Annotated in this window: 23 protein-coding genes; 10 read left to right on the top strand and 13 right to left on the bottom strand. The window is 54.0% G+C overall.

Annotated features, from left to right (window positions below; genetic code table 11):
• Positions 1 to 72 precede the first annotated feature (72 nt).
• Together rplY and radD are read right to left on the bottom strand one after the other, a co-directional pair.
• Positions 73 to 357 carry a 50S ribosomal protein L25 gene (gene rplY / locus OGV50_RS02460; protein WP_012131568.1) on the bottom strand — a complete coding sequence of 95 codons (285 nt, stop codon included), beginning with the start codon at positions 355 to 357 and terminating at the stop codon, positions 73 to 75.
• A gap of 124 nt (positions 358 to 481) precedes the next feature.
• Positions 482 to 2,242, bottom strand: coding sequence for a DNA repair helicase RadD (gene radD, locus OGV50_RS02455; protein WP_115614675.1), 1,761 nt, complete (start codon positions 2,240 to 2,242; stop codon positions 482 to 484).
• A gap of 150 nt (positions 2,243 to 2,392) precedes the next feature.
• Here radD and rsuA point away from each other — a divergent pair, with 150 nt between their 5' ends.
• The 3 genes from rsuA (at position 2,393) to OGV50_RS02440 (ending at position 5,011) form a co-directional block, all read left to right on the top strand.
• Positions 2,393 to 3,091 carry a 16S rRNA pseudouridine(516) synthase RsuA gene (gene rsuA / locus OGV50_RS02450; RefSeq protein WP_286488274.1) on the top strand — a complete coding sequence of 233 codons (699 nt, stop codon included), beginning with the start codon at positions 2,393 to 2,395 and terminating at the stop codon, positions 3,089 to 3,091.
• Positions 3,092 to 3,140: 49 nt separating this feature from the next.
• A complete protein-coding gene (locus OGV50_RS02445; RefSeq protein WP_024130168.1) occupies positions 3,141 to 4,331 on the top strand; it encodes a Bcr/CflA family multidrug efflux MFS transporter in 1,191 nt (396 codons plus the stop codon).
• Positions 4,332 to 4,666: 335 nt separating this feature from the next.
• Positions 4,667 to 5,011, top strand: a complete 345-nt coding sequence (locus OGV50_RS02440; protein WP_047462451.1) for a YejG family protein — start codon at positions 4,667 to 4,669, stop codon at positions 5,009 to 5,011.
• 3 nt (positions 5,012 to 5,014) lie between these two features.
• On the opposite strand, the gene yejF is transcribed toward OGV50_RS02440, so the two are convergent.
• The 9 genes from yejF to OGV50_RS02395 form a co-directional block, all read right to left on the bottom strand.
• On the bottom strand, positions 5,015 to 6,604 hold the full coding sequence (yejF, locus tag OGV50_RS02435; protein WP_049008253.1) for a microcin C ABC transporter ATP-binding protein YejF: 1,590 nt from the start codon (positions 6,602 to 6,604) through the stop codon (positions 5,015 to 5,017).
• A 1-nt stretch (position 6,605) separates the two neighbouring features.
• A complete protein-coding gene (locus OGV50_RS02430; protein ID WP_286488273.1) occupies positions 6,606 to 7,631 on the bottom strand; it encodes an ABC transporter permease in 1,026 nt (341 codons plus the stop codon).
• Entirely contained in the window at positions 7,631 to 8,725 is a 1,095-nt protein-coding gene (locus tag OGV50_RS02425; RefSeq protein ID WP_012131578.1) for a microcin C ABC transporter permease YejB, read from the bottom strand. The genes OGV50_RS02430 and OGV50_RS02425 overlap by 1 nt, the downstream gene beginning before the upstream one ends.
• Positions 8,726 to 10,540, bottom strand: coding sequence for an extracellular solute-binding protein (locus tag OGV50_RS02420; protein WP_200090837.1), 1,815 nt, complete (start codon positions 10,538 to 10,540; stop codon positions 8,726 to 8,728).
• A gap of 109 nt (positions 10,541 to 10,649) precedes the next feature.
• Complete coding sequence (locus OGV50_RS02415; protein WP_049009458.1) at positions 10,650 to 12,206, bottom strand: cyclic di-GMP phosphodiesterase; 1,557 nt, start codon at positions 12,204 to 12,206, stop codon at positions 10,650 to 10,652.
• A 188-nt stretch (positions 12,207 to 12,394) separates the two neighbouring features.
• Entirely contained in the window at positions 12,395 to 12,964 is a 570-nt protein-coding gene (gene mepS / locus OGV50_RS02410) for a bifunctional murein DD-endopeptidase/murein LD-carboxypeptidase (RefSeq protein ID WP_012131581.1), read from the bottom strand.
• 413 nt (positions 12,965 to 13,377) lie between these two features.
• Positions 13,378 to 14,097, bottom strand: a complete 720-nt coding sequence (locus tag OGV50_RS02405) for a phosphatase PAP2 family protein (protein ID WP_047462461.1) — start codon at positions 14,095 to 14,097, stop codon at positions 13,378 to 13,380.
• A 28-nt stretch (positions 14,098 to 14,125) separates the two neighbouring features.
• A complete protein-coding gene (locus tag OGV50_RS02400) occupies positions 14,126 to 15,112 on the bottom strand; it encodes a CobW family GTP-binding protein (protein WP_012131585.1) in 987 nt (328 codons plus the stop codon).
• A 119-nt stretch (positions 15,113 to 15,231) separates the two neighbouring features.
• On the bottom strand, positions 15,232 to 16,698 hold the full coding sequence (locus OGV50_RS02395) for a mannitol dehydrogenase family protein (RefSeq protein WP_200090836.1): 1,467 nt from the start codon (positions 16,696 to 16,698) through the stop codon (positions 15,232 to 15,234).
• Between the two features lie 204 nt (positions 16,699 to 16,902).
• Here OGV50_RS02395 and uxuA point away from each other — a divergent pair, with 204 nt between their 5' ends.
• The gene (gene uxuA / locus OGV50_RS02390) at positions 16,903 to 18,093 is read left to right on the top strand and encodes a mannonate dehydratase (protein ID WP_012131587.1); all 1,191 of its coding nucleotides are present in this window, start codon (positions 16,903 to 16,905) and stop codon (positions 18,091 to 18,093) included.
• Positions 18,094 to 18,160: 67 nt separating this feature from the next.
• On the opposite strand, the gene yeiP is transcribed toward uxuA, so the two are convergent.
• A complete protein-coding gene (gene yeiP / locus OGV50_RS02385) occupies positions 18,161 to 18,733 on the bottom strand; it encodes an elongation factor P-like protein YeiP (protein WP_012131588.1) in 573 nt (190 codons plus the stop codon).
• Between the two features lie 152 nt (positions 18,734 to 18,885).
• Between yeiP and OGV50_RS02380 the strand changes: the two genes are divergently transcribed.
• Complete coding sequence (locus OGV50_RS02380) at positions 18,886 to 19,140, top strand: YkgJ family cysteine cluster protein (protein ID WP_024130170.1); 255 nt, start codon at positions 18,886 to 18,888, stop codon at positions 19,138 to 19,140.
• On the opposite strand, the gene setB is transcribed toward OGV50_RS02380, so the two are convergent.
• Entirely contained in the window at positions 19,137 to 20,318 is a 1,182-nt protein-coding gene (setB, locus tag OGV50_RS02375) for a sugar efflux transporter SetB (RefSeq protein WP_047462472.1), read from the bottom strand. The two genes, OGV50_RS02380 and setB, sit on opposite strands and share 4 nt — an antisense overlap.
• Before the next feature lie 369 nt (positions 20,319 to 20,687).
• Between setB and fruB the strand changes: the two genes are divergently transcribed.
• The 5 genes from fruB (at position 20,688) to OGV50_RS02350 (ending at position 26,687) form a co-directional block, all read left to right on the top strand.
• Positions 20,688 to 21,818 (top strand): fused PTS fructose transporter subunit IIA/HPr protein, encoded by a 1,131-nt coding sequence (gene fruB, locus OGV50_RS02370; protein WP_200090835.1) that lies wholly within the window; start codon positions 20,688 to 20,690, stop codon positions 21,816 to 21,818.
• Positions 21,818 to 22,756 (top strand): 1-phosphofructokinase, encoded by a 939-nt coding sequence (gene fruK, locus OGV50_RS02365; protein WP_012131592.1) that lies wholly within the window; start codon positions 21,818 to 21,820, stop codon positions 22,754 to 22,756. Before fruB ends, fruK begins: the two co-directional genes overlap by 1 nt.
• A 16-nt stretch (positions 22,757 to 22,772) precedes the next feature.
• The gene (gene fruA / locus OGV50_RS02360; protein ID WP_199971621.1) at positions 22,773 to 24,464 is read left to right on the top strand and encodes a PTS fructose transporter subunit IIBC; all 1,692 of its coding nucleotides are present in this window, start codon (positions 22,773 to 22,775) and stop codon (positions 24,462 to 24,464) included.
• Positions 24,465 to 24,822: 358 nt separating this feature from the next.
• On the top strand, positions 24,823 to 25,764 hold the full coding sequence (locus tag OGV50_RS02355; protein ID WP_012131594.1) for a pseudouridine kinase: 942 nt from the start codon (positions 24,823 to 24,825) through the stop codon (positions 25,762 to 25,764).
• The gene (locus OGV50_RS02350; protein ID WP_286488272.1) at positions 25,752 to 26,687 is read left to right on the top strand and encodes a pseudouridine-5'-phosphate glycosidase; all 936 of its coding nucleotides are present in this window, start codon (positions 25,752 to 25,754) and stop codon (positions 26,685 to 26,687) included. Before OGV50_RS02355 ends, OGV50_RS02350 begins: the two co-directional genes overlap by 13 nt.
• Positions 26,688 to 26,728: the final 41 nt, after the last annotated feature.

Genomic DNA, 26,728 nt, shown 5'->3' with positions numbered 1-26,728 from the left:
ACGGTTTATCGCCTTGTCGCGCACCATAAAAAAACCCCGCCGTGGCGGGGTTTTTCTTCAACTTGTTGGCGATTACGCGCGAACGAAGTCGATGTGAGTCAGCTTCGGCTTGAACGCGTGACGCTGTACAGCCTGAGCTTTAACTTTTACTTCTTTACCGTCAACAACGATGGTCAGAACTTCGCTGTAGAACTCAGCTTTAGCTTGCATGTTCATAACCTGGTCGTGGTCCAGTTCGATAGCAATCGGGGCTTCAGCGCCACCGTAGATGATTGCCGGGAACTTGTTAGCGGCGCGCAGGCGGCGGCTCGCACCCTTACCCTGCTCTTTACGTACTTCTGCGTTGATAGTAAACATTTAAATCTCTCTTAAATAATTCCTGTTACAGGCGACCCAGCAACAGGTAAGTGATCTGCTTTGCGTATGCAAAAGCGGGCGAGATTCTATACTCAAATGGCTATCACATCAATCAAAAGTACGATTAACCGCGCAATTCATGTGCCCGCCGGAAGCGGCCTTCATAATCGAAGACTTTTTCGCGCACCTGCCAGTACTGACCTTTCATGCGGGCGACGACAAAATCAGGGTGGCGAAGCAGCGCCTGTTGCGCCAGGATATCCGCCGCAGCGATCCAGCGTAACGGAATACCCGGCGTGCGGGTATGCGGGCGAATAAACAACTGTTCAAAGGCGGTGCGTTGAGCGGGCGTCTGCAATCGGAAGCGCTCACTCACATCGGCGCCGTCCTCATCGTAGTAGGTGATTTTCAGCCATTCGCCTTTCTCATCATGCCCGTGTTGTAACGCCATCCCGCTACAGCGCAATACCAGCGCATCTTTGAGTTTTAGCGCCGCTTTCAGCATATCGTCCGGGTCAACCAGAATCGTGTCGCACTCCCGGCAGCGCCGGGCGGCGATATCGTTTTCCGCGTTGCATTGCGGGCAGTTTTTAAAGCGGAAGCGAAAATCGCACTGTTCGCGATGCCCGTCATCATCTTCAAACCAGCCCTGGCAGCGGCGACCGAAATGCTCAATCAGCGTGCCGTCAGCGGTGGTTTTCCCCCAGAAGGTATTGGCGAACCCGCAGGCTGGGCAGAACACCTGCACGGGAACGTTGTCACTTTTGCCTTTTGGCGTGCCCACTTCCGGCGCATACAGATCGTGCGGGTTTCCGGCATAGTCGAGGATCAGACAGTCGGTTTTTCCAGGCGCAAGCCGCAGACCACGCCCCACGATTTGTTGGTAAAGACTGACTGACTCTGTCGGGCGCAGGATAGCGATAAGATCGACATGCGGCGCGTCAAACCCGGTCGTCAGCACGGCGACGTTCACCAGATAACGAAAGCGCTGGGCTTTGAAATCGTTAATCATCACGTCGCGCTCTGCGCCCGGCGTGTCCCCGGTAATCAGCGCCGCATCATCGGTGGGCAGCAAACCCACAATCTCTTTGGCATGTTCGACGGTGGCGGCGAAAATCATCACCCCTTTGCGGGTTTGGGCAAATTCAACAATCTGGCTGATGATGTGCGGGGTCACGCGCTGCTGCTTTTTCAGCTCGCGATTGAGGTCAGCTTCGCTGAACAGGCCGTTACTCTGTGCCTGCAGGCGGCTAAAATCATACTGCACCACGGGCATATCCAGACGCTCCGGCGGCGTCAGATAACCATGCTTAATCATGTAGCGCAGCGGTAACTCATAAATGCAGTCGCGAAAGAGCGCTTTTTCGTCGCCGCGCACCATGCCGTGGTAATGGAAATGATAAATCCAGCCTTTGCCTAACCGGAAAGGGGTGGCCGTCAGGCCGAGCAGACGTAAGTGGGGATTCACTTTACTCAGGTGCGCCAGGATTTGCTGATACTGACTCTCTTCATCGTCGCCGATGCGGTGGCATTCATCGACAATCAACAGCGAAAACTCGCCCTGGAAGGCGTCAAGGTTACGGGCGACCGACTGCACGCTGCCAAACACCACCTTGCCGTGGCTCTCTTTACGCTTCAGACCGGCGGCGAAAATGTCGGCCTCCAGCCCCAGCGCGCAATATTTGGCATGGTTTTGCGCGACCAGCTCTTTTACATGCGCCAGCACCAGCACGCGCCCACGCGCCACTCGCGCCAGCTCGGCAATCACCAGACTTTTGCCTGCGCCGGTCGGCAGGACAATCACAGCAGGCGTGCGGTGGCGGCGAAAATGGTTGAGCGTGGCATCCACGGCTTCTTGCTGGTAAGGACGAAGTGTAAAAATCATGGTCTCACTACGATGAACGGTACAGGGAATAGTATGCCATGAATCATTTCCCTTGAGCGATGGTTAGAGCCCGTTATACTGGATGGACAACGGCTTCATTTTTCGGGCGTTATGCCCGATTTCCGTATTATTACAGGCAAAATCAAACTCATGCGACTTGATAAATTTATCGCTCAGCAACTCGGCGTCAGCCGTGCTATTGCCGGGCGTGAGATTCGTAGTAACCGTGTTATCGTCGATGGCGAAATCATCCGAAACGCGGCGTTTAAACTCCTGCCAGAACATAATGTCGAGTACGATGGCAACACGCTGGTTCAGAAAAATGGTCCGCGCTACTTTATGCTTAATAAGCCTCAGGGCTATGTCTGTTCAACGGACGACCCGGATCATCCCACGGTACTCTATTTCCTTGATGAACCTGTCGCGTACAAGCTGCATGCCGCCGGGCGGCTGGATATCGACACCACGGGACTGGTGTTGATGACGGATGATGGCCAGTGGTCGCACCGGATCACCTCTCCGCGCCATCATTGTGAGAAAACCTATCTGGTCACGCTGGAATCGCCGGTAGCTGCGGATACCGCCGAACAGTTTGCCAAAGGCGTGCAACTGCATAATGAGAAAGACCTCACCAAACCGGCCGTGCTGGAGGTGATCACCCCGACGCAGGTGCGTCTGACCATTAGCGAAGGGCGCTACCACCAGGTGAAGCGGATGTTCGCCGCCGTGGGGAACCATGTTGTCGAACTGCACCGCGAACGCATCGGCGCAATTGTGCTGGATGACGACCTCGAACCTGGCGAGTATCGCCCGTTGACCGAAGAAGAAATCGCCAGCGTCGGTTTATAGACCCGGTGAGCCAGGCGCTTTACGTCCCGCTAAATTCAGGAGTTCATTTGTGACCACCCGGCAGCACTCATCCTTTGCCATTGTTTTTATCCTTGGCCTGTTAGCCATGCTGATGCCGCTGTCGATTGATATGTATCTTCCGGCGCTGCCGGTGATTTCTGCCCAGTTTGGCGTACCGGCGGGCAGCGCGCAGATGACCCTCAGTACCTATATTCTGGGGTTCGCCGTGGGGCAGCTTATTTACGGCCCGATGGCGGACAGTCTCGGGCGCAAGCCGGTTATCCTCGGCGGGACGCTGGTGTTTGCGGCGGCGGCGGTGGCATGCGCGCTGGCGCAGACTATCGACCAGTTGATCATCATGCGTTTCTTCCACGGTCTTGCCGCCGCTGCGGCGAGCGTGGTGATCAATGCTCTGATGCGCGATATCTACCCGAAAGAAGAGTTCTCCCGCATGATGTCATTCGTCATGCTGGTGACGACAATCGCGCCGCTGATGGCGCCGATTATTGGTGGGTGGGTTCTGGTGTGGTTGAGCTGGCATTACATCTTCTGGATTCTGGCGGTGGCGGCGATTCTGGCATCGGTGATGATCTTCTTGTTGATTAACGAGACGCTTCCCGTTGAACGCCGTCAGCCGTTCCATATTCGTACCACGATAGGGAACTTTGCCTCGCTGTTCCGACACAAACGCGTACTGAGCTATATGCTGGCCAGCGGATTTAGCTTTGCGGGAATGTTCTCGTTCCTCAGCGCCGGCCCGTTTGTGTACATCGAGATTAACCATGTGTCGCCGCAGCATTTTGGCTATTACTTTGCGCTGAACATTGTGTTCTTGTTTGTGATGACCATTATCAACAGCCGCTTCGTGCGCCGGGTTGGGGCGTTGAATATGTTCCGTACCGGGTTATGGATTCAGTTTGTGATGGCGGCCTGGATGGTATTCAGCGCGCTGTTTGGCGTGGGCTTTTGGGCGCTGGTGGTTGGCGTCGCGGCGTTTGTCGGATGCGTTTCTATGGTCTCTTCAAACGCGATGGCCGTTATTCTGGATGAATTTCCGCATATGGCGGGCACCGCCTCGTCGCTGGCCGGTACGTTCCGGTTTGGCATTGGCGCGATTGTTGGGGCGCTGCTGTCGCTGGCAACCTTTACCTCCGCCTGGCCGATGATTTGGTCGATTGCTTTCTGCGCAACCTGCTCCATTCTCTTCTATCTCTACGCCAGCCGCCCGAAAAAACGGTGATCTAATACACAACATGGAAGCCGGAAGGCTTCCTTTGTTGACGTACATCAACGTCAAATCCATCATTTTTTCCATTTATGTTTATTTTATGTAAAATCAATTTATGTAAAAAGTCACATCATTGTAGTTAAAAAGGTTGAGTTAGATCGCAGAAACGGGTACATATAGCCCGCAAATACGTCCGGCACTGGCAAAAAATATTTTAATAACGGGCTGTACAGGCCGCTCAGACCAGGGATGTAAGCGTTTTCGATCTGTTTAAGGACGGGTTGTCAATGATGTGTTAATATGGATGTAAATAAATTGTGAAGTGAATGTGCTTCCGGGGAAAGAAAGTGACTACATTACAACTCTCAATCATTCATCGTTTACCGCAGAACTATCGGTGGTTAACGGGTTTTGCAGGTTCAAAAGTTGAACCGATTCCGCAAAACGGGCAGAACACAGAAAACAGTCTGGTGGCGCTCAAACTCCTGAGTCCCGATGGCGACAGCGCATGGCCGGTGATGCATACACTTAGCCAGGCGCTTAGCGACATCGAAGTGCCTTGCTCTGTTCTGGAGTGCGAAGGCGAGCCGTGCCTGTTTGTTAATCGTCAGGACGAATTTGCCGCGACCTGCCGCCTGAAAAATTTCGGCGTAGCGATAGCGGAACCCTTTTCGAACAACAATCCTTTTTGAGCGTCAGCTTAGCGCGAGCAACTGACGCGTATACTCCTGTTGTGGTGCGGTAAAGACACGCTCACATTGCCCCTGTTCCACCACTTCTCCTTGTCGCAGTACAATGACCTGATGGCATAATGCGCGCACAACATGCAGATCGTGGCTGATGAAAATGTAAGCCAGGCGATGCTTTTGTTGTAAAGATTTCAACAGCGCCAGGATTTGTGCCTGAACCGTTCTGTCCAGCGATGATGTCGGTTCATCCAGAATAATCAGCGACGGTTTCAGTATTAGCGCCCTGGCGATAGCGATACGCTGGCGCTGGCCGCCGGAAAATTCCGCCGGGTAACGATGGCGCGTCTCAGCATCCAGACCCACTTCCTTCATGACGGCGATAACCTGTTCTTCGCGCTGCCCGGCAGAAAGGGCCGGTTGATGGACGCGTAAGCCTTCTTCAATAATTTGCAGTACGTTGAGGCGGGGGTTCAGCGATGAGTTCGGGTCCTGAAATACCACCTGAATACGGTGACGAACCGGCAGCAACTGACGGCGGGTTAAATTTTGCAACGGCTGGCCGTCAAAAGTGATGCTGCCCTGCGAACGAATCAACCGCAGCAAGGCCAGGCCGGTGGTGCTTTTCCCTGACCCGGATTCACCGACCAGCCCCAGCGTTTCACCGGGTCGAAGCGCGAAACTCACCTCGTTAACCACGACGTTATGATCCACCACGCGTTTCAGAACCCCTTTTCGAATCGGGAATGCGACGCGAAGCTGGTTCACTTCCAGCAGCGGCGACGACTCACCGGGCAATGGAACCGGGGAGCCGGTGGGTTCGCTGTTCAGCAACTTCTGCGTATAGGGATGCTCAGGCGCGCTAAGCAACGGCAACGCACGGTTTTGCTCCACGCATCGTCCGTTTTGCATCACCGCCACGGCGTCCGCCAGTTTTTTCACAATGCTGAGATTATGGGTGATAAACAGCATACCCATATTCAGTTCGCGTTGCAGTTCACGCAGCAGTTGCAGGATTTGCGCCTGTACGGAGACATCCAGAGCGGTCGTGGGTTCATCGGCGATTAACAGTTCAGGATGCGTGAGCAACGCCATTGCGATCATCACGCGCTGGCGTTCGCCGCCTGAGAGCTGATGGGGATAATCGCTCAGCCGTTTCGCGGCCTGACGAATCCCTACGCGATCCAGGCAGCTCAGGATTTCGGCCCTGGCGGCCTCACGGCGCATTCCCCGGTGCAGGGACAGCACTTCGTAGAGCTGTTTTTCCAGCGTATGCAACGGGTTTAGCGATACCATCGGTTCCTGAAAAATCATGGCGATTTTATTGCCCCGCACGCCGCGCAGCGTCTGCTCGCTGGCGTGGAGCAATGACTCGCCATGAAAACGGATATCGCCCGCGAGATACACCGCAGGTGGAGAGGGCAGCAACCGCAGAATCGACAGCGCGGTGACGCTTTTACCGGAGCCGGATTCGCCCACCAGCGCCAGCGTTTCGCCTGCGTCAACCTGTAGAGAGATGTCGTTAACAACCGTGCGCACGTTCTCCTGATGGCGAAAACCTACCGATAAATTCTCAATAGTTAACAGAGGATGCGTCATCTTATACCGCCTTGTTGGGATCAAACGCGTCGCGTACTGCTTCGCCAATAAAAATCAGCAGCGACAATAACACCGCGACGGACAGGAACGCGGTGATCCCAAGCCACGGCGCCTGCAAATTATTTTTACCTTGCAGGAGTAATTCGCCGAGGGAAGGGGAGCCGAGCGGCAGGCCAAATCCGAGAAAATCCAGCGACGTCAATGTGGTAATCGAGCTGCACAAAATGAACGGTAAAAAGGTCAGCGTGGCGACCATCGCGTTGGGCAGCATGTGACGCAGGATAATGCTGCGATCGCTGACGCCCAGCGCCTGTGCGGCGCGGATGTAGTCGAAATTGCGCGTGCGCAGGAATTCCGCGCGAACCACCCCGACCAGGCTCATCCAGCCAAACAGGACGGTAATAGCCAGCAGCCACCAGAAATTGGGTTGCACTACGCTTGAGAGCAGAATAATCAGAAACAGCGTCGGCATTCCTGACCACACTTCGATGAACCGTTGCCCCCACAGGTCGATTTTTCCGCCGTAATACCCCTGCAACGCGCCTGCCAGCACGCCCATTACGCTGGAACAGAGGGTAAGCATCAAACCAAACAGGATAGAGATTCGCGTGCCGTAGAGGATGCGCGCCAGCACGTCGCCGCCATTCGCGTCGGTTCCCAGCCAGTGTTGTGTGGATGGCGGAGAGGGGAAGGGGTTATCAGTGGCAAAGTTGATGCTGGTGGCGCCAAAACGCACGGGCGCCCACAGCACCCATCCGTGGTTTTCAAGCTGCTTTTGCAGCCAGGGGTCCTGATAATCCGCCTGCGTTGCGAACGGCCCGCCGAAATCGCTTTCGCTGTAGTTTTTGACCAGCGGAAAGTACCAGCTTCCCTCATAGCGTACCAGCAGCGGTTTATCGTTGGCGACCAGTTCGGCGCACAGACTCAGGCCAAACAGCACCAGGAAAATCCACAGTGACCAGTACCCCCGGCGATTATGACGAAAACGCGCCCAGCGGGCCTGGTTTGCAGGGCTTAATCGCGGCATCAGCGTCCCTCAAAATCAATGCGTGGATCAACCAGCGTATAGCTGATATCGCTCAGGATATTCAGCAGCAAGCCGATCAGGGTGAAAATGTATAACGTGCCAAACATTACCGGGTAGTCGCGTGACACGGTCGCTTCGTAGCCCAGCAACCCCAGCCCGTTTAAGGAAAACATCACTTCAATGAGCAGCGAACCGGTGAAAAACATGCTGATAAAGGTGGCCGGAAAACCGGCGATCACCAGCAGCATGGCGTTGCGGAAAACGTGCTTCCACAGAATGTTTTTTTCGCTCACCCCTTTTGCGCGCGCGGTGACAACGTACTGTTTGCGGACTTCATCCAGAAAAGAGTTTTTGGTCAACATGGTCAGCGCGGCGAACCCGCCGATCACCGTCGCCAGTACCGGTAACGTGATATGCCAGAGGTAGTCGGTAATTTTCTGATACCAGGGCAGGGAATCAAAATTGGCGGATACCAGGCCGCGCAGCGGGAAGAGGTCGTAATAGCTACCGCCAGCAAAGAAAACGATCAATAAGATGGCGAACAGGAAGGCGGGGATAGCGTAGCCAACGATGATAAAAGCGCTGCTCCAGATGTCGAAACGGCTGCCGTTATATACCGCTTTGCGGATGCCCAGCGGGATCGACACCAGATAAATGATGAGCGTACTCCACAATCCGAGCGTAATGGACACGGGCAGACTGTCTTTGATTAACGTCAGTACGGATGCGCTGCGAAACAGGCTGTCGCCGAAATCGAAACGAACATAGTCCCAGAGCATTTTAAAGTAGCGCTCATGAACAGGCTTATCAAAGCCGTAGCGATGCGTGATCTCCGCGATCACCTCGGGATCTAACCCACGTCCGCCGCGATAGTGGCTGTCGCTAATATTCCCTACGCCGGTCTGGGCGTGGCTGGCGCGAACGCCTTCGCTACCGGCGCCGGGCAGGGCGCCAGACTGGCCGAATTCAATGGCCGCGATCGCCTGGTCAACCGGGCCGCCCGGTGCGATCTGGACAATAAAAAAGTTGATTGTAATGATGGCCCACAGCGTCGGGATCACCAGTAACAGACGTCGAATCAGGTAGGCGCCCATTTATTCTCCCTGTCGTCTGGCGGCGGGAAGTTTTGCCGCTTTGTTGACGTCATACCACCAGGTATCCAGTCCAATGGTGTAGATCGGCCGAATGGCCGGATGGGAAAATTTATCCCACCAGGCGAGCCTGTCTTCCGCCATATACCACATTGGCAGCATGTAGTAATTCCAGGTCAATACCCGATCCAGCGCCCGCCCGAGGGGAATCAGCTTCGTTTTATCGCCCTGGGCGGCAATGATTTGGGTAATCAGTTTATCAATGACCGGGCTTTGCACGCCTGGCGCGTTATAGCTGGAGTCAATGTATTCAGACGCCCAGGATATTTGTAGATCGGAGCTGGGCCACGGCATGGCGCGCCACAGCCGCGGCATCATGTCGTAGTCGCGACTGCGCATACGGTTGGTGATTTGCGAGTTATCAACCTGGCGGATGTTCATCGTGATGCCAAGACGCTGCAAATTATGCTGGAAGGGAAGAACCCACTGGCTGTTGCCGCCTGCCGGAAGCAGCAGTTCAAAGCTCAGCGTTTTGCCGGTCGCGCTGTTAACGCGTCGCTGGCCTTTCAGTACCCATCCCGCCTCTGTGAGTAATTTATCGGCCTTCAGCAGGTTTTCCCGATCGTAGCCATCGCCGTTTGAGACTGGCGGCTGATAAATCCGGGTAAAGACCTCCGGCGGCAGATCCTTTTTCATGGGCGCGAGTAAGACCAGTTCGTCTGCACTGGGGTAGTTTCTGGCGGCATACTCGGTATTCTGGAAATAGCTATTTGCCCGGCTCCAGGCATTATAAAACAATGCCTTGTTCATCCATTCGAAATCAAATGCCAGGGTTATCGCTTCACGCACGCGACGATCGTTAAATACCGGACGCTGAATATTAAAGGCCAGCCAGCGCGTATCCTGTGCGGATTCATTTTTCTGTTCGTCTTTAACGATGTAATGGTTATCAAAGTTTTTACCGGTGTAGCGCGTCGCCCAGTTTTTCGCGTCATTCTCCAGACGCAGATCAAACGCCCCGGCCTTAAAGGCTTCAAACGCGACGTTGTCATCAAGGTAGTAGTCGTAGCGGATGGTATCAAAGTTCCAGCGCCCCCGGTTTACCGGCAGATTAGCAGCCCAATAGTTTTTTACCCGGGAATAGACAATGTACTGGCCCATTTTCCACTGGGTTATGCGGTACGGGCCGCTGGCAAGAGGAGGCTTAGAGAGCGGGTCGCTGAGCTTATGATCCTTCCAGAATTTTTCCGGCATGACCGGTAAAGAAAACAGGCTGAGCATATCCTCTTTACCGGGTTTGGCTAATTCAATGCGGACGGTAAGCGGAGCGATGGCTTTGACGGTCGTGCCTTTGTACACCAGACGAAATTGCGGCACGCCCTCAGTCATAAATTTATGGAAGGTGAAGGCGACGTCGCGGGCAGTGATGGGCGAACCATCATGAAAACGGGCGCGTGGGTTGATGGTCACTTCCACCCAGGAGTAATCCTCCGCATATCGCGCGTTGTCGGCAATGAGCGGGTAGTAGCTGCCGGGTTCGTCGTCAGAGGTGGTAAAAAGCGTGTCGTAAAGCTGCTCGGTACGTGCGCCAGGATTACCGCGCATGGAATAGCGGTTGAAATTATCGAATGTCCCGGTCGCGGAAAGCGTTATCCGCCCCCCTTTTGGCGCCGCCGGATTGACATAATCGAAATGATTAAAATTGAAGGCGTATTTGGGTTCGCCAAGCACGGAAAAGGCGTAACTTTCTTTGATGGCCTGAGCCTGTACGCCAAAGCTGGCCAGGGCGACAAACAGAAGCATTACGCGAGCAATCATCGGAAAATGGTTTCCTTTTCTTATCACCTGCCACCGTCAGGCAAGCGTCAATCCTGAATAATAAGTGACGCAGCCTCTGTTGTGAATCCATTCGGGCAGAAGAGTGCCGTCACCATTTCGGCGCGGGCCGGGTATTCATCCAGTGAACGAAGTCCTCAAGCGCTAAAGGGCGGCTAATCCAGTACCCCTGGAGGAAATTGACGCCATGATCGCGTAGCCATCGGGCCTGCTCCGGGGTTTCCACTCCTTCCGCAACGGTCAGCATATGCAGGCGCTTAGAGAGCATCAAAACCGCATCCAGAACTGGAGAGGTCACGGTTTCCGTACCAATCGCATTAATAAAGCCACGGTCGATTTTCAGGTAGTCCAGCGTAAAGCGTTCCAGATAGATGAGGGCGCTATGGCCGGTGCCAAAATCATCAATTGCGATTTCGAATCCAGCGCAGTGCAGCCACTCAAATAATTTAGCCGCTTCATGTTGATTGAGCATATCGCGTTCGGTAATTTCCAGTACGATCTGAAAATGATGCGGCGGTAAGGATTCCGCCAGGAGACGGATGTCCTCTTTAAAGCTGTTGCTGTGCAGGTGGTCAGGCGCGATATTGATGCCAAACTTTGCCCCGACAGGCAGTACCTTCTGCAACGCGGGGGCGTCGCGCGCCACGAGTTTAAACAGATGCTGGGTGAGCGGCACAATAAGCTGCTGGGCTTCTGCGTAATGAATAAACGCGTCAGGCGGGATTTCGCCTGCCGTAGGGTGACGCCAGCGTAACAGCACTTCCAGACCCGTGACCCTGAGCGTTTGGGTATCAACGACCGGTTGATAGACCACATAAAATTGTTCGCGCTTGATAGCCACCAGGATCTCTCGTCCCGGCTTCAGGCGGATAGAGCTGATGTAGTAGCAGAGCAGGGCGGCGATGATACCGCTCATACTGCCCAGCAGCAGGGCATAGCCCACGTCGTTATAGGTCCAGCTGTCGGCGTATAGCTGTATCTTCAGCGGCAGCCCTTTTATTGTCGCCTGGCGCGAAGGCGTGCCCGACAGCTCTTTCACGGTCATTAAATGCGAAGAAAACGTCGAGAGCACGGTATCGCCAATAATTAATGCGATGCCATCAAAATCTTCCTGTCGGGCGGTGTAAATAAGGTAGGGCGTCAGGTTGATATTCAGTGAGGTAAATACGCCGCTCTCTTTTAATAACGGGTTGCGATACCAAATCGCCATCGCCGGTTTATCCGGCATCATCGGCGTGCCGGGAAGTATCGCCATATCAATCTCTTTGCGGATGTCGATATTGGATACCAGGTCGGTAAGCGGCGTGTCCATCGATCCGGTTGCCGACGAGCAGAAGGCGATTTTGTCTTTGACGAGCAAAAAGGCGCGCACATTCAGGCTAAAAGCGGCGCGGGAGGTCAGCTCGGAAGAGACTTGCTGGCAGTCATTAAGCGTCAGGGGCTGTAACACATCCGTCGTGGCTTTAAGGTCGGCGAAGTAGCTCACCAGATAATGTTGTACGTCGGATATCAGCGTGTCGTATTTGACTTCACGTTTATGCCATGACATTAAAAATTGCAGGCTACTGATAAGTAACGCGACGATGACCCCTGTGAGAATGCAGGTGAGCAGGATTTTTCGCGAGGACGAGGAGGCGCGTGTGAACATAGTTACTGGTTCTACCTGAGGTAACCGAATGCGATTAAAATGCTTGATTTAAAAGACTATAACCTGGATTAAACCGCATCGTCATACTTTTCTACAGGGATGCGATAGAACGCAAAAAAAGCACCGCCGAAGCAGTGCTTTTTATGTGTCTCGTCAGGATTGCCAAGGGATAGCGGTCAGACGAAAAATTAACTGCGGCTCAGAACCCGGCGCCCTTCGTTGTAACGTTTTTTCCAGTAAGGCTCGTTCATGCTGGAAATAATAACGCCGCTACTGGTAGACGCATGAACAAACTGGTTGTTGCCGATGTAGATGCCTACATGACGGCCCGTCGAACCGGCGCGGAACAGAACCAGATCGCCCGTGCGCAGGTTATTGCGCGAAACGGATTTGCCCATTTCCTGCTGCTCATAGGTTGAGCGAGGCAGTTCTAAACCAAATTGTTCACGGAATGTACGCTGTACAAAGCTGGAACAATCGACACCTTTTTTGGTGCTGCCGCCAAGGCGGTAACGCACGCCTTTCCAGTCAGCATACTGATCCATAATCCGCGATTTAACATCGAGGTTACGCACCATATTTTCAAATTCATCCTGAGAGGCTTGCAGTGAAGAGTTATCTCCATTGCCCACAGCATGCGTCTCAGAATGCACGTTCTTTGCGGTATTTGTAGTGCTACATGCAGAAAGCAGAACCGCCACTGCAATCGCGGGAATTCCCCGCAGGATATATCTCAAAATCGGTTGAGACCTGACCATGTTGTTTGTTTTCCCTTGAAGTCCTTAACGACAAATATCGTTATAAAAATGCCAAACGTGACGAGACTAATTACCTGCGCACAATGAGACAATTCTTTAAGGTCAAATCTGTGGCGGAACGCACAAATTTATTCGCAAAGAGAATAATTATCCAGCGAGGCAAAACGAGTTCAAGATTACCCGATCGTTGCTGCCATTGCGAGCAGTTTGGCGGGATTTTTTATAAGAAATTATGATACTGAAAGTGAATTAGTGGCATTGGCTAAATTAAACGCAAATGAGGCGAATAACAGGCAATACGTTCATTTTCAACGGGAAGAAGATGACAGGAAGATGACGGCGGGGCGGGAAATAATCGACGATCGCCATCAGGAGTGAGAACGCTCTCTGATGACGATGTTAATTGATGTGATTTATTTGTTTAAATTTTGTTTGTTTTTACCGGGCAGATAATTATCGAAAAACCGTATCACGCGATCGCTGAACGACGTCATTAACAGCCAGGGCAATCCAATCAGCACCGTTGTCAGCGAACCGACCGCAATATCCGTGAACCAGTGGGCGCCGATCATTACGCGCGGAAAGGCAAAAACCACAAATATAATAAGGGCGATGAAACCTGCGACTTTTCCGAAATAACGCAGCATAAATGCGGAAAAAATAAGCAGCATCATTCCGTGATCGCCAGGGAAACTGTCTTTTGACGCATCTTTGGTTGGAATATGCAGGAGATCGCTGACGCGGTGAATATTTTCAAGCGTCAGCGTAGGACTGGCGCGTTTGACCGGAATAAACGCCTGGCCTAACTGATTCACCACAACCGCAGATAAAAGCATCACCAGGCCGATGATGATAATACGCCGACGGCCCGCCGGGGTCTCTTTTAACCAGAAACTCAGCATCAGGCAGCCCATCGCCAGCAGCGCGCAACCATCAAACGCCCGGTTATTGGTGATCGCCACCAGCCAGAGAAATGCGCGGCTTTCAACCAGCTTCTGGTTAAAGAAGTGGAAAATGTTCGCGTCGAGAGGAGACCAGAATCCGTGATTGACTGGAATATACCACGACAAAAACAACGCCAGACCCGCAGCGTTAATCAGCAGTATGAGGGGATACCGGGTTTTCATTATCATCTCGCCATTCAGTAAAACGGAGGCAACCTTACGCGTCCTCGGCTAAACGAAGCTTCAACAATGCGGTCTGTAATGTGTTCCAGTCTGTTTCACGGTCTGAGATGAGTTCGATGCGGCTGTCCGGCGGCGCGACGTTTTGGGTCTCAATATGAAGATCGTCACCCTGACGATTAATACGCACCAGACCTTCCTTAATGCGCATAACGCCTTTCACTCGTCCAACCGGCGCGAGGCGCGCCCATTCGAGCAGGCCGATGGTGTCGAACACGGTATCCGCATCAAAAATCCAGCCGCAGGCCTGATGCCCCTGGCCGCTGTTCAGGCTGCGACGCCAGCGCTGTTGCGCCGGCAGGCTAAGCGCGGCGAGCCCTTTTCTTTCGGCATGCTGGTGCGTGTGGGCGGCGCTGGCGGGCAGTTCCGCCAGATTCTGGCGCGGTAAATCCAGCAGCTGTCCGTTGATTTGCCCGTGGTCGGCATGAACCAGTTGACGATTGTCGCCGTACTGTTGCCACCAGGTTTGCAGGGCGCTTTCGCTTTCCGGCGTAGCGCGATCGGTTTTATTCGCGACGATGACATCGGCGGCAGCCAGCTGGTCGCGGAAGTTTTCGTTGGCGACGCTCTTTTCATCCAGCAGTAAACGCGGATCAAGGATGCACAGCGTGGCGCGCAGGTCGATCCACGGCTCGTAAACCGGCGCGGTTAACAAATCGAGGATCTGTTTCGGATGGCCAAGTCCTGTCGGTTCGATCAGCAAGCGATCCGGCTTGCCCTGGCGCAGCAGGGTATTTAGCCCCACCTGCATTGGTAATCCGTTCACGCAACACATGCAACCACCGGGGATCTCTTTCAGCAATGCGCCGCTGTCCGCAAGCAGTGCGCCGTCAATGCCCACTTCGCCAAATTCGTTGACCAGCACGGCCCATTTTTCCGCAGGATCTTTGTTGGCTAACAGATGAAGAATAGAGGTTGTTTTTCCACTGCCGAGAAAGCCGGTAATGAGGTTGGTTTTGGTCACGTCTGCTCCAGAATAATGATATGCCGTAACGGCTCGTGCTAATCCTGGCGAAAAAAAACGAAAAAGAGAAGGGCAGAGCGGACGAAGAATTTTTTCGTCCGCTGGAAAGACAGAAATTGTTAACTTTTTAACGTATCAATGACCGCCTGATGCGCGCCATGTTGCGCAATGCGCCGCCAGGCTTGCTCAATGGCCTGCACAAACAGGGGATTTTTCACGAGATCCGTGCCGAAAACCTCCTGCAACGACAGCAGCGCGCTAACCCGCTCCGCGTCACTGCTGCTTTCAACAAGCAGGCGAATTTTTTCGCTGAGCGGGTCCCGAATATCAATCGTTGCACCAGCGTCGTCCACGCCGCTGACGTAGCGCATCCAGCCTGCGACGCCCAGCGCCAGCAGCGGCCAGTCACTCCCACGCGTCAGATGTTCGCGAATGCCTTCCAGCATCCGCTGCGGTAATTTCTGGCTGCCGTCCATCGCGATTTGCCAGGTCCGGTGCTTCAGCGCCGGATTGGCGAAGCGTTCAATCAGGCTGGCGGCATAGCGGGATAAATCGACGTTGGTGATGCGCAATGTCGGTGCCTGTTCATTCATCATCAGGCGGTAAGCGGCCTCGCGAAACGCGCTGTCCTGCATACAATCGCTGATGTGCTGGAACCCGGCCAGATAGCCGAGATACGCAAGGAACGAATGGCTGCCGTTGAGCATGCGTAGTTTCATTTGCTCCCAGGGCAGCACGTCATCAACCATCTGCACGCCAGCGACTTCCCACTGCGGGCGGCCTGCCACAAAGTTATCTTCAATGACCCACTGTATAAACGGTTCACAACTGATGGCGCAGGGATCGGCGACGCCCAGCTCGCGGGTAATTTCGTCCAGCGACTCCTCTGTGGCGGCAGGCACGATTCTGTCTACCATCGTTCCCGGGAAGCTGACGTGCTGCTGAATCCACGCCGCCAGCTCCGCCGCGCGTTTTTCCGCCATGCCCAGAACGGCGTTTTTAACCACATGGCCGTTATCCGGGATGTTATCGCAGGAGAGAACCGTGAAAGGCGACAACCCGCGCTCACGCCGACGATGCAGGGCCTCCACAAGAATCCCCGGCGCCGAGTGCGGCTCCGTGGGGTGTTGCATATCGTGAATAATGCGCGGGTTTGACACGTCGAGCGAACCGGTTGCCGGATCGATGCAATATCCTTTTTCGGTGATAGTGAGTGACACTATCGCCACCTGCGGCTCGCAAAACTTTTCGATAATAGCGGCAAGCGAATCCAGCTTTGCGTTCAGACACTCCTTGACCGCGCCGACGATAATCGCCTGATTGCCGTTCGCGCCTTTTTCCAGCACGGTGTACAAGTGATTCTGCTCGCGAAGCTGGCTCATCAGGCGATCGCCGCTGAACAGGCTGATCTCGCAGAGCCCCCAGTCTCCGCCTTGCGCATTCAGCACTCTGTCGGTCAATAATGCCTGATGGGCGCGGTGAAACGCGCCAAAACCGAAGTGCACAATCCGGGTTTGTAGTTGTTGTCGATCGTAGCGGGGCGTCTGTACGCCTTCCGGGAGTGGGGCAGAGGCAATAGTCTTCATTAAGAACACACCTGATTAACCATTAATTAACAATAGCAGTGTAAAGTTATATGACACCAAATTGAATTGGTATGCCGCATTTATCCGGGGATTGTGAGCTGGATCAATCAATCATGCGCCCTGCGTTGACCATTTACGCGATACCTGTATGGTAGTCATCACTCAGGTAAACTAATTTGGTATAACAACTTGTGAGGTGAAGCAATGGAACAAACCTGGCGTTGGTACGGGCCTAACGATCCGGTATCGCTTGATGATGTGCGTCAGGCTGGCGCAACGGGGGTTGTGACGGCATTGCACCACATTCCGAACGGTGATGTGTGGCCGGTTGAAGAGATTAAAAAGCGCCAGGCCATTCTGGCTGAGAAAGGGCTGACCTGGTCTGTTGTCGAAAGTATTCCGGTGCATGAAGAGATTAAAACCCGCTCCGGGCAGTACCAGACCTGGATTGCAAACTATCAGCAAAGCATCCGTAATCTGGCCGCCTGCGGTATTGATACCGTGTGCTACAACTTTATGCCGATTCTCGACTGGACGCGTACCGACCTTGAATATCCGTTGCCCGATGGTTCCAGAGCGCTGCGTTTCGATCAGATTGCCTTTGCGGCTTTCGAACTGCACATCCTGAAGCGTGACGGCGCGCAAGCGGACTACAGCGAAGAAGAGCAGCGCCAGGCGCTGGACTACTTCAACGCCATGAGCGCTGCGGATATCGAAAAACTGACCCGGAATATTATCGCCGGGCTGCCTGGCGCTGAAGAGGGTTATACGCTGGATCAGTTCCGTGCGCGTCTGGCGGAATATAACGGTATCAGCAAAGAGGATTTACGCGAAAATATGGCGGTATTCCTGCGTGCGATTGTGCCGGTGGCAGAAGAAGTCGGCGTGCGCCTGGCGGTGCATCCTGACGATCCGCCGCGTCCCATCCTCGGCCTGCCGCGCATCGTCTCCACCATTGAAGATATGCAGTGGCTGAAAGAAACCGTAGACAGCATTAACAACGGGTTCACCATGTGTACCGGTTCGTACGGCGTACGCGCGGATAACGACCTGGTGAAAATGATCGAGACGTTTGGCGACCGCATTCACTTTACCCATTTACGCTCAACCTGCCGTGAAGATAACCCGAAAACCTTCCACGAAGGCGCGCATTTGCAAGGGGATGTCGATATGGTCGCGGTGATTACCGCAATTCTTACGGAAGAACAGCGTCGTAAGCTGGCAGGCGATCTGCGTCCGATCCCAATGCGCCCGGATCACGGTCATCAGATGCTTGACGATCTGCATAAGAAAACCAACCCCGGCTACTCCGCTATTGGTCGTCTGAAAGGGCTGGCGGAAATTCGTGGCGTTGAACTGGCGCTGAAAAAGACCCAGTTCCGCGATTTGCTGTAACACCTGTTGGTCATAAAAAAGGACAGCCAGGGCTGTCCTTTTTTGTTGGTGCGTCGGCAACGGGCGCTTAGTCCGCGCGGCCCATGTAGCGACGTTCTTCAATGTGAATACGGATTTTTTCACCGGCGCTCAGGTATTCCGGCACCTGAATCACCAGACCGGTGCTCAGCGTTGCGGGTTTGTTGCGGGCGCTGGCTGACGCGCCTTTAATGCCCGGTGCGGTTTCCACGATTTCCAGATCAACCGTCTGCGGCAGTTCGAGCGCCAGCAACTGACCGTCCCAGGTCAGCACCTGCATATCCGGCATTCCGCCTTCAGGAATAAACAGCAGCTCTTCTTCAATCTGATCTTTGGTGAAGGTATACGGGGTATAGTCTTCTTTATCCATGAACACATATTCGTTGCCGTCGATATAAGAGAAATCGACGCCACGGCGGCTCAGGGTGACGGTATCAACGATGTCGTCGCCTTTGAAACGCTCTTCGACTTTCAGACCCGTACGGACGTCGGAAAAACGCATTTTGTACAGCGTCGCGGCACCGCGGGCGGTCGGTGACTGAATATCAATATCTTTTACAATCAGCAGCTTGCCGTTGTAGTTCAGTACCATACCTTTTTTAATTTCGTTCGCTCTTGGCATCGAAAAAATCCTGTTGTAGAGAATGTCTAAAATATCGCGTCAAACTACTCGCGCCGGGCGATTCAGGCAAGTGGAATTCACATATCCCGGATGATTTTGTGTATACTGTTCGCCCACTTTCAGTCCGGTGGCTTACGAATAGAGAATACTGTATGGAATGCCGCCCGGATTGCGGAGCATGTTGCACCGCGCCTTCAATCTCCAGCCCCATTCCGGGTATGCCTGACGGTAAACCCGCAAACACGCCGTGTGTCCAGCTTGATGAACATCAACGCTGTAAGATCTTCGGTTCGCCGCTGCGTCCAAAGGTCTGCGCAGGCCTGCAACCCAGCGCCGATATGTGCGGTCAGACAAGGGCGCAGGCAATGATCTACCTCATTGAACTGGAAACGCTTACTGCGCCTTAAACGTCTTTAATGCGTGCCAGACAAACCATCGTCGCGAGGGCCATCACCAGCGCAAACCAGAATACGGCGTGGTAATTCCAGATTTCCGCCGCAATCCCCGCCAGCGATCCGGCGATAATCCAGCCTACGCGGATGGTATTGGTATACAGCGTGGTTGCTGAACCCGCCTGGCCGGGCATCAGATCCTGAAAATAGAGCATCCCGATGCCGCCGAGAATGCCGATGTAAATTGCGTTCAGCAACTGCAAGCCGAGCAGAACGACAGGCGAGTGCGCCAGCAGCATACCCGCGTAAAAGCAGAACCCCGCCACGATGGCGATCCGCATCAGCAGGCGTTTCCCCAGACGTTTAGCAAAATAGCCTGCAATCAACATGGTGGGAATTTCCAGCCCGGCGGCAGTCCCCATCATGACGCCGGCAAGTTTTTCCGGCAGATGCAGTTCGTTAATGATAAACAGCGGCATATTAATGATATAGAGGCTGTTGGTTCCCCACATTAATGTGCAGATAACAAAGAGCAGCAGCGTATCGCGGCGATTACGGCGCGGCGCTTCAAGGGTTCCGGCAGCAAGCGGCGCATCTTTACGCATTGACGGTAAAAACAGCCAGACCATTACGCCACAGACGACAAACGCCGCCGCCGCGCTCAGGTACATCACGGTAAAGCTGAACCCCATCGCCAGCGCATAGGCCAGCGGCGGCCCGATCACCCACGCCAGCGAAACCTGGGCGCGCAATATCGAGCTGAACATCACGGCTTCGCGACCGGTGCGATCGGCATGTTCGCGGGCAAGGGCGAACATTTGCGGGTTCGCGGTCGAACCAAAACTACTCAGGAAAACGCCGACGAACAGCAAAATAAAATAGTTGCGGTTCCAGGCAAACAGCACGCAGGCCAACATGCCCAGCACACAGCAAAAAACGATCAGGCTTTTGCGATCGCCTTTTTTGTCGGAGCGCCCGGCCAGAAACTGGCTCACCAGAATGCCGATAACGGCGCTGCCGGTAAAAAAGAAGCCAACCATGCCCGGACGGGCGTGTACTTCATCCGTCAGAAAAAGACTGAGCGTCGGCGTCTGTAACGCACCGGCGATACCCGTCAGAAATGCGACGAGCAGGAATGCCGAAGACGTCAAATCAAACGTTTTTGGTGTGGCGGCAACGGGGGTGTTATGCATGTTTCTGTATCAGTGGTGTGAAGAGACGCGGAGTTTACGCCGCTCGTCAGGAAATAAACAGGTGCCCAAATCAAAATCGCCACAAAAAATCAAAATAGCATTTCAGTCTATGAAGGGAAGATGCTGACGGTGCTGAAACAGATCGTTTTACGGGCAATTCATTTCAGCATTTATTACCTTCCTGAATGAAAAGTGTGCTTTATCTCTAAATTCTGTCATCAATTTTACGACTTTACTTGCGTGCTGAAGCAGAAAGCGCAAGACTTCTTGAAACGTTTCAGCGCTATTTTGTTTTTGATTACAAGTCAGATTAGCGCCTTTTTTCTCATGTTAGCTGAATCGTTTCAAGTTCAGCAGGAGAGGAGAACTATGTTCCAGTTATCGGTTCAGGACATTCATCCGGGCGAACAGGCCGGAAACAAAGAAGAGGCCATTCGCCAGGTTGCCGCTGCGTTAGTGCAGGCGGGCAACGTCGCAGACGGCTACGTCGACGGCATGCTGGCGCGTGAGCAACAGACATCCACTTTCCTTGGCAACGGTATCGCCATTCCGCACGGAACGACCGACACGCGCGATCAGGTGTTGAAAACCGGCGTGCAGGTGTTCCAGTTTCCGCAGGGCGTAACCTGGGGCGAAGGGCAAGTGGCCTATGTGGTGATTGGTATTGCCGCCAGCTCCGATGAGCATCTCGGGTTGCTGCGTCAGCTGACGCACGTATTAAGCGATGACGCTGTGGCTGAACAGCTGAAATCCGCCACGACGGCAGAAGAACTGCGCGCGTTGCTGATGGGTGAAAAGCAGAGCGAACAGCTGAAGCTGGATAACGACACCCTGACGCTGGATGTGACGGCCAGCGACCTGGTGACGCTACAGGCGCTGAACGCCGCGCGCCTGAAAGAAGCAGGCGCTGTGGATGCCGCGTTTGTCGCCAGAACCATCAATGAACAGCCGATGAATCTCGGCCAGGGCATCTGGCTGAACGACAGCGCGGACGGCAACCTGCGCAGCGCTATCGCTGTGAGCCGTGCGGCTACGGCGTTTGACGTAGAGGGCGAAGCGGCTGCGCTGCTGGTGACCGTCGCGATGAATGACGATCAGCCCGTCGCCGTGCTGAAGCGCCTTGGCGATCTGCTGCTGAACAATAAAGCTGACCGTTTGCTGAAAGCGGATGCCGCCACCGTGCTGGCGCTGCTGACCAGTGATGAAGCATTGACTGACGACGTGCTGAGCGCCGAATTTGTCGTGCGCAATGAGCATGGCTTACACGCCCGTCCGGGCACCATGCTGGTGAATACCATTAAACAATTTAATAGCGAAATTACCGTGGCAAACCTTGATGGAACCGGAAAACCGGCAAATGGACGCAGTTTGATGAAAGTGGTGGCGTTGGGCGTGAAGAAAGGCCATCGCCTGCGCTTTACGGCGCAGGGCGAAGATGCTGAACAGGCGCTGAAAGCGATTGGCGACGCCATTGCCGCTGGTCTTGGGGAGGGCGCGTAATGAGCAGACGTGTTGCTACTATCACCCTTAATCCGGCATACGACCTGGTCGGTTTCTGCCCGGAGATTGAACGCGGCGAAGTGAACCTGGTGAAAACCACGGGTCTGCATGCGGCGGGTAAAGGCATCAACGTTGCCAGGGTTCTGAAAGATTTAGGTATTGATGTCACGGTTGGCGGTTTCCTGGGTAAAGACAACCAGGACGGTTTCCAGCAGTTGTTCAGCGAGCTGGGCATTGCCAACCGTTTTCAGGTGGTGCAGGGGCGCACCCGCATCAACGTTAAGCTGACGGAAAAAGACGGTGAAGTGACCGACTTTAACTTCTCCGGTTTTGACGTGACTCCGGCTGACTGGGAACGTTTTGTGAACGATTCGCTGAGCTGGCTGGGTCAGTTCGATATGGTCTGCGTCAGCGGCAGCTTGCCGACAGGCGTCAGCCCGGAAGCGTTTACCGACTGGATGACGCGTCTGCGTAGCCAGTGCCCATGCATTATCTTTGATAGTAGTCGTGAAGCGTTGGTGGCGGGTCTGAAAGCGGCGCCGTGGCTGGTGAAACCGAACCGTCGTGAATTAGAAATCTGGGCAGGCCGTAAGCTGCCGGAAATGAAAGATGTGATCGACGCGGCGCACGCCCTGCGTGAGCAAGGTATTGCGCATGTGGTGATCTCTCTCGGTGCGGAAGGGGCGCTGTGGGTGAACGCATCCGGCGAATGGATTGCGAAGCCACCGTCCGTTGATGTGGTGAGTACCGTAGGTGCAGGGGATTCTATGGTTGGCGGTCTGATTTACGGCCTGCTGATGCGTGAATCCAGTGAACATACGTTGCGTCTGGCGACAGCCGTTGCCGCGCTTGCGGTAAGCCAGAGCAATGTGGGCATTACCGATCGTCCTCAGTTGGCCGCAATGATGGCGCGCGTCGACTTAAAACCGTTTAACTGACAGCAGGAGAGGCATAATGAAAACGCTGCTGATTATTGACGCCAATCTCGGCCAGGCTCGCGCTTACATGGCGAAGACCCTGCTCGGCGCGGCGGCACATAAAGCAAATCTGGAAATTATCGACAATCCGAATGACGCAGAGTTGGCCATTGTGTTGGCTGACGCTGTGCCGAACGACAGCGCGCTGAACGGTAAAAAAGTCTGGCTGGGCGATATTGCCCGTGCCGTGGCGCACCCGGAACTGTTCCTCAATGAAGCGAAAGGACACGCGACGCCATACAGCGCGCCGATAGCGGTTGCCGCCCCGGCAGCGGCCAGCGGCCCGAAACGCGTCGTGGCGGTGACGGCGTGTCCGACAGGCGTCGCGCATACCTTTATGGCGGCTGAAGCGATTGAAACCGAAGCGAAAAAACGTGGCTGGTGGGTGAAGGTCGAAACCCGCGGCTCCGTGGGCGCAGGCAATGCCATCACGCCGGAAGAGGTTGCGGAAGCGGATCTGGTGATCGTGGCGGCTGATATCGAAGTGGATCTGGCGAAGTTTGCCGGAAAACCGATGTACCGTACGTCAACCGGCCTGGCGCTGAAGAAAACCGCGCAGGAACTGGACAAAGCCGTAGCGGAAGCAACGCCGTATGCGCCTACGGGCAAAGCGCAGGCCGCCGCGACAGAAGGGAAAAAAGAGAGCGCTGGCGCATATCGCCATCTGCTGACGGGCGTTTCCTACATGCTGCCAATGGTGGTTGCGGGTGGGTTGTGTATCGCGCTCTCCTTTGCGTTTGGTATTGAGGCGTTTAAAGAAGAAGGTACGCTGGCTGCGGCGCTGATGCAGATTGGCGGCGGTTCCGCCTTCGCGTTAATGGTGCCAGTGCTGGCGGGATATATCGCGTTTTCCATTGCGGATCGTCCAGGCCTGACGCCAGGTCTTATCGGCGGTATGCTGGCGGTGAGCACCGGATCTGGCTTTATCGGCGGTATTATCGCGGGCTTCCTGGCCGGTTATGTCGCGAAACTTATCAGCACTAAACTGAAACTTCCGCAGAGTATGGAAGCGCTGAAACCGATCCTGATCATTCCACTGATTTCCAGTCTGATTGTCGGTCTGGCGATGATTTACCTTATCGGTAAACCGGTTGCCGGCATTCTGGAAGGGCTGACTCACTGGCTGCAAACGATGGGGACGGCGAATGCGGTACTGCTGGGCGCGATCCTCGGCGGTATGATGTGTACTGATATGGGCGGCCCGGTTAACAAAGCGGCGTATGCGTTCGGTGTTGGTCTGCTGAGTACGCAAACCTATGCGCCGATGGCGGCGATTATGGCGGCAGGCATGGTTCCTCCGCTGGCTCTTGGGCTGGCAACTCTGGTTGCGCGTCGTAAGTTCGACAAGGCGCAGCAGGAAGGGGGCAAAGCCGCGCTGGTGCTGGGGCTGTGCTTCATTACCGAAGGCGCGATCCCGTTTGCGGCGCGTGACCCGATGCGTGTCCTGCCATGCTGTATCGTCGGCGGCGCGCTGACAGGCGCAATCTCAATGTGGGTTGGCGCGAAACTGATGGCGCCGCACGGCGGTCTGTTTGTGCTGCTGATTCCTGGCGCGATTACACCGGTGCTGGGCTATCTGCTGGCGATTGTTGCGGGTACGCTGGTTGCTGGTCTGGCCTATGCGTTCCTGAAACGCCCGGAAGCTGAAGTTATCGCGAAAGCGGCATAATGTAAAACCTTGTGCCGGATGGCGGCGTGAGCGCCTTATCCGGCCTACGGATACCGATCCTGTAGGCCGGATAAAACGCATTAGCGTCGCCATCCGGTATTTTTCTGCCTTTTTTATCCCTCCCATTTTGTGTCCTGGCTCGCAACTTTTTCCTCCCTTGCAAACTGTATCTATAAAAAATTGTGACTCTGTTCATATCTATTCGCTTTAGGGCTTGCGGATGGATTTACTTTATCAAAAACACGCATATCATGAACACATGTTTTAATATGAACATGTGCTCTAATAATCTCGATTGTGGCGGTGGTTATTCTTAACGAACTCATTGTTATGGCAGCTTAATGCCAGAGGACGTTCTATGCGTGAAACGGAATACATAGTGACGATTGGCTCAGCCAATATGGATGTTGCCGGGTATTCGCATGCTTCTTTAAATTATGCGGACTCCAATCCGGGGAAAATAAAATTTACCCCCGGCGGCGTGGGGCGCAATATTGCGCATAATCTGGCGCTGCTGGGAAAAAACTCATGGCTACTGACGGCAGTCGGGAGTGATTTCTATGGGCAGTCATTAATGGCGCAAACGAATCAATCCGGTGTGCACGTTGATAAATGTCTGATTGTGCCGGGAGAAAATACGTCAAGTTACTTATCCCTGCTCGACAATACCGGAGAAATGCTGGTCGCCATAAATGACATGAGCATTACCGACTTTATTTCGGCTGAATTTTTATCACAGCATGCTGATTTTATTCGTGGGGCAAAAGTGATTGTCGCCGATTGTAATATCAGCGAAGAGGCACTGAACTGGGTGCTGGAAAATGCAGGCGATGTGCCGGTATTTGTTGATCCGGTTTCTGCCTGGAAGTGTGTCAAAATTCGCGAGCGACTTGGCAAAATTCACACGCTGAAACCCAACCGGCTTGAAGCTGAAACCCTCAGCGGCATTCCCCTCTCCGGGCGGGAAGATGTCGGGAGCGTTGCGGCATGGTTTCATGAACATGGCCTGAACCGTCTGGTGCTCAGTATGGGTGGCGACGGCGTTTATTACAGCGATATCAACGGCGAAAACGGCTGGTCGCTCCCCATTAAAACCAACGTCGTCAATGTGACCGGCGCTGGCGACGCCATGATGGCGGGACTCGCCGCCTGCTGGATGGACGGCTTGCCCTTTATAGATTCGGTTCGATTTGCACAGGGTTGTTCATCAATGGCGCTTGCCTGTGAATATACCAATAACCCTGATTTATCTGTCGCGAATGTTACATCGTTAGTGGAGAACACAGAATGTCTGAATTAACTCTTTCCTCTGAATTATTACAAATTTCGCCAGAAGTACAGGACGCATTAAAGAGTAATAAACCCATTGTTGCGCTGGAATCAACCATTATTTCCCACGGTATGCCTTTTCCGCAAAATGCGCAAACGGCAATTGAAGTTGAAGAAACTATTCGTAAACATGGCGCCGTGCCCGCAACCATTGCCATTATTGGCGGTGTAATGAAAGTGGGCCTGAATAAAGAAGAAATTGAATTATTAGGTCGTGAAGGACATAACGTTACAAAAGTCAGTCGTCGTGACTTACCGTTTGTGGTTGCCGCTGGAAAAAATGGCGCAACGACGGTCGCATCCACCATGATTATTGCCGCACTGGCCGGAATTAAAGTATTTGCAACCGGCGGTATCGGTGGCGTACATCGTGGCGCAGAACATACGTTTGATATTTCTGCTGACTTACAGGAGCTGGCGCATACCAATGTCACGGTAGTTTGTGCGGGGGCGAAATCAATTCTCGACCTGGGATTAACCACCGAATATTTAGAGACTTTTGGCGTGCCGTTAATTGGCTATCAGACCCAGGCATTACCGGCATTTTTCTGCCGTACCAGTCCGTTTGACGTCAGTATCCGCTTGGACAGCGCGCAAGACATCGCCCGCGCAATGACGGTGAAATGGCAAACCGGCCTGAACGGTGGTCTGGTTGTGGCAAACCCGATCCCGGAACAGTTTGCGATGGCGGAAGAGAAAATCAACGCGGCGATCGATCAGGCCGTGAAAGAAGCGGAAGAGCAGGGCGTCGTGGGGAAAGAAAGTACGCCATTCTTGCTGGCGCGCGTGGCGGAACTGACCGGCGGCGATAGCCTGAAATCCAATATCCAACTGGTGTTCAACAACGCTGTACTGGCCTGTGAAATAGCGAAGGAATATCAACGCCTCGCCTGATAAAAACGCACGGGCAGAGAGCGGTCGCCCGCGATATCAAA

The sequence above is a fragment of the Citrobacter sp. CK180 genome (assembly GCF_030333655.1).
Taxonomy (GTDB): Bacteria; Pseudomonadota; Gammaproteobacteria; order Enterobacterales; family Enterobacteriaceae; genus Citrobacter_B; species Citrobacter_B koseri.
Note: the sequence above shows the minus strand (reverse complement) of the source record. Positions and strands in the feature narration are given on the sequence as shown.

Excerpts from the sequence above, each read along its gene's own strand:
- fruK (WP_012131592.1), top strand. The coding sequence starts at position 21,818 with ATGAGCAGACGTGTTGCTACTATCACCCTTAATCCGGCATACGACCTG.
- radD (WP_115614675.1), bottom strand. The coding sequence starts at position 2,242 with ATGATTTTTACACTTCGTCCTTACCAGCAAGAAGCCGTGGATGCCACG.
- rplY (WP_012131568.1), bottom strand. The coding sequence starts at position 357 with ATGTTTACTATCAACGCAGAAGTACGTAAAGAGCAGGGTAAGGGTGCG.
- mepS (WP_012131581.1), bottom strand. The coding sequence starts at position 12,964 with ATGGTCAGGTCTCAACCGATTTTGAGATATATCCTGCGGGGAATTCCC.
- OGV50_RS02405 (WP_047462461.1), bottom strand. The coding sequence starts at position 14,097 with ATGATAATGAAAACCCGGTATCCCCTCATACTGCTGATTAACGCTGCG.
- OGV50_RS02420 (WP_200090837.1), bottom strand. The coding sequence starts at position 10,540 with ATGATTGCTCGCGTAATGCTTCTGTTTGTCGCCCTGGCCAGCTTTGGC.
- OGV50_RS02355 (WP_012131594.1), top strand. The coding sequence starts at position 24,823 with ATGCGTGAAACGGAATACATAGTGACGATTGGCTCAGCCAATATGGAT.
- yeiP (WP_012131588.1), bottom strand. The coding sequence starts at position 18,733 with ATGCCAAGAGCGAACGAAATTAAAAAAGGTATGGTACTGAACTACAAC.
- OGV50_RS02395 (WP_200090836.1), bottom strand. The coding sequence starts at position 16,698 with ATGAAGACTATTGCCTCTGCCCCACTCCCGGAAGGCGTACAGACGCCC.
- OGV50_RS02430 (WP_286488273.1), bottom strand. The coding sequence starts at position 7,631 with ATGCCGCGATTAAGCCCTGCAAACCAGGCCCGCTGGGCGCGTTTTCGT.
- yejF (WP_049008253.1), bottom strand. The coding sequence starts at position 6,604 with ATGACGCATCCTCTGTTAACTATTGAGAATTTATCGGTAGGTTTTCGC.
- setB (WP_047462472.1), bottom strand. The coding sequence starts at position 20,318 with ATGCATAACACCCCCGTTGCCGCCACACCAAAAACGTTTGATTTGACG.
- uxuA (WP_012131587.1), top strand. The coding sequence starts at position 16,903 with ATGGAACAAACCTGGCGTTGGTACGGGCCTAACGATCCGGTATCGCTT.
- OGV50_RS02350 (WP_286488272.1), top strand. The coding sequence starts at position 25,752 with ATGTCTGAATTAACTCTTTCCTCTGAATTATTACAAATTTCGCCAGAA.
- fruB (WP_200090835.1), top strand. The coding sequence starts at position 20,688 with ATGTTCCAGTTATCGGTTCAGGACATTCATCCGGGCGAACAGGCCGGA.
- OGV50_RS02415 (WP_049009458.1), bottom strand. The coding sequence starts at position 12,206 with ATGTTCACACGCGCCTCCTCGTCCTCGCGAAAAATCCTGCTCACCTGC.
- fruA (WP_199971621.1), top strand. The coding sequence starts at position 22,773 with ATGAAAACGCTGCTGATTATTGACGCCAATCTCGGCCAGGCTCGCGCT.
- rsuA (WP_286488274.1), top strand. The coding sequence starts at position 2,393 with ATGCGACTTGATAAATTTATCGCTCAGCAACTCGGCGTCAGCCGTGCT.
- OGV50_RS02380 (WP_024130170.1), top strand. The coding sequence starts at position 18,886 with ATGGAATGCCGCCCGGATTGCGGAGCATGTTGCACCGCGCCTTCAATC.
- OGV50_RS02425 (WP_012131578.1), bottom strand. The coding sequence starts at position 8,725 with ATGGGCGCCTACCTGATTCGACGTCTGTTACTGGTGATCCCGACGCTG.